The sequence below is a fragment of the Promicromonospora kroppenstedtii DSM 19349 genome, from assembly GCF_000515355.1.
Classification (GTDB): domain Bacteria; phylum Actinomycetota; class Actinomycetes; order Actinomycetales; family Cellulomonadaceae; genus Promicromonospora; species Promicromonospora kroppenstedtii.
On record NZ_KI911714.1, the window covers coordinates 1 to 1,009 of the forward strand.

At 73.1% G+C, this 1,009-nt stretch carries 2 protein-coding genes; both read left to right on the forward strand.

Features of this window, described 5'->3' with window-relative positions; all coding sequences use genetic code 11:
• Positions 1–637 (forward strand): hypothetical protein (locus PROKR_RS35600; protein WP_051433182.1); only part of this gene is annotated, 637 nt, incomplete at its 5' end.
• Between the two features lie 73 nt (positions 638–710).
• Positions 711–1,009, forward strand: a 299-nt coding sequence (locus PROKR_RS20205; protein ID WP_036966414.1) for an FAD-dependent oxidoreductase, incomplete at its 3' end; no start/stop codon positions are given.

Sequence of the window (1,009 nt, forward strand, 5' to 3'; positions counted from 1 at the left end):
CGAGCCGGCGCCGGCCGCACCCGAGCAGCGGCCCGGTGGCAGCGGGGGCGAGCGGCGTGGCGGCAGCACCCGGCGGGACAAGATCTGGTCCATCGTCGCGTTCCTCCTGGCCGCCGGCGTGATCATCGCGGTGGGCATCCACTTCTTCGGACCCGACGGCACCGACGAGACGGCGGCGGCGTCCTGGGCGGTCGACTCCTGCGCTGGACCGAACCCGTCGCCCGAGGCCACCGAGGGGGCAGAGGCCTACCTCCCCCTGCCCTGCGACGACCCCGAGGCCACGGTCACGATCCTCGACATCCAGGACGCGGTGTCGGTGGCGCAGCTGCACTGCCCGGACGGCACCGACGTCGTCTTCCAGAAGGACGGCCAGGCCGGCGGCGAGACCCAGGCCGTGTGCGCCCGCAACCTGTCGGACGACCACCCTGGGGACCCCGGCAACGGCGGCGGACAGCTGGTGACCGGCGACTGCGTGGACGGCCAGGGCGCCGAGCTCGCGTGCGCGTCGAAGGGCGCGCGGAAGGTCACCGGCCTGATCGTCGCCGGCGTGGAGTGCCCCGAGGGCACCAGGGACAAGCTGGAGCTCGGCTTCGACGCCTCCCGCAGCTTTGAGACGATCTGCCTCGGCGGCAAGTAGCCCCGTCCGCGGCGTCATCAGACGCTCATCCGACCGAAACCGGCGTTGATCGGTCATTGGCTAGATTTGCGACATGGGGCGCCTGCAGCAGACCGTTTTCGAGCGCAATGTTCCGGCCAGATCCGTCGTGGACCACGCGTTGGCAAGGACCCGGCAAGCGGTCGTCTGGCAGGACGACCTGGGGACCCCCGCCCGGTACCCGCGCCTGTCGGCCCCGGTCCGGGCCGACGTCGTGGTGGTCGGCGGCGGCTGCACCGGCCTGTGGACGGCGCTGGGGATCAAGCAGCGCGACCCCGGCGCGCGAGTGCTCCTGGTCGAGGGCAGGTCGGTCGGCTGGGCCGCCTCCGGCCGCGACACCGGGCTGGTGACGGC